The sequence below is a fragment of the Paenibacillus sp. 01T422 genome (genome assembly GCF_056398785.1).
On record NZ_JBFTQB010001434.1, the window covers coordinates 1 to 877 of the forward strand.

Consider the following 877-nt stretch of genomic DNA (forward strand, 5'->3'; position numbering starts at 1 on the left):
GCCCGAGGCCCGTGCAAACGCTTGCCAGAGAATCATCGCCGCGGTGCGAAAATATCCTCAATACCTAGCAGGCAGCGATCGCTTCGATACGCAATTAATCGAAGTCACGCAGGGCCGAATCATCGGCAAAATGGGTGCTGAGGGCATTTTCGCACTAACGGTCCCCGAAAAGGGGCTGGGTTTGGTGCTGAAGATTGAAGATGGTAATCAGCGAGCGCTGTATCCAGCTGTCGTTGAAGCGCTGAAACAGTTAGATCTGCTGTCGGCATCTGAAGTCCGTCAGCTTGCTGCTTTTCACACGCCTACCGTTCATAACTGGCAAGGAACCGAGGTCGGAATCATCCGCCCCGATTTCCAGTTGTAACATGGATTAACCGCAATTGCCGCTGCAGCTTCCACCCGAGGAACATCCTTTGCCGGTTGGGAGCGGGTTATTGCTGGGAACTTTGATAGAATCAGATACAGCGTGAGCGATCGTCGTGGACACGGTGAACAATAAATCGTCCAAGCGATCCTCCGCTTCTTTGAATCTGCGAACAGCCTCGACTTGATGCAACTTGTCCTGCACCTCATTCACAGCAGCCAGAGCTTCGTGGTAGCTCGGGTGATAATGCCCGAACCGCTCACATTCTTCGAAAGCATCTTTCTTTCTTGCAAAGACGGCTTTAAGCTGTTTCACTTCTGCACTGTTCTCAACAGCGTTCTTCCAATATAAATAATCTGCCACTTCAGCAGAGGAATTAATCATGTCACCCATGTCATAGGCCTGCATAAGAACGGCCGACATATCAATCGTTTCTGCTTCCAATGTCTGTAACATACCTATGTTCAACTTCCTTCCTCTTAAAGAGTATCTAACATCTCTACTATACCACAG

The 877-nt window shown here is 49.6% G+C and carries 2 protein-coding genes; one reads left to right on the forward strand and one right to left on the reverse strand.

Going from position 1 to position 877, the window contains the following annotated elements:
* Positions 1-364 (forward strand): asparaginase (locus AC1DUA_RS39330; protein ID WP_477504839.1); only part of this gene is annotated, 364 nt, incomplete at its 5' end.
* A 6-nt stretch (positions 365-370) separates the two neighbouring features.
* Here the strand turns inward: AC1DUA_RS39330 and AC1DUA_RS39335 are convergent.
* The gene (locus AC1DUA_RS39335) at positions 371-820 is read right to left on the reverse strand and encodes a YlbF/YmcA family competence regulator (RefSeq protein ID WP_477504840.1); all 450 of its coding nucleotides are present in this window, start codon (positions 818-820) and stop codon (positions 371-373) included.
* Positions 821-877 lie beyond the last annotated feature (57 nt).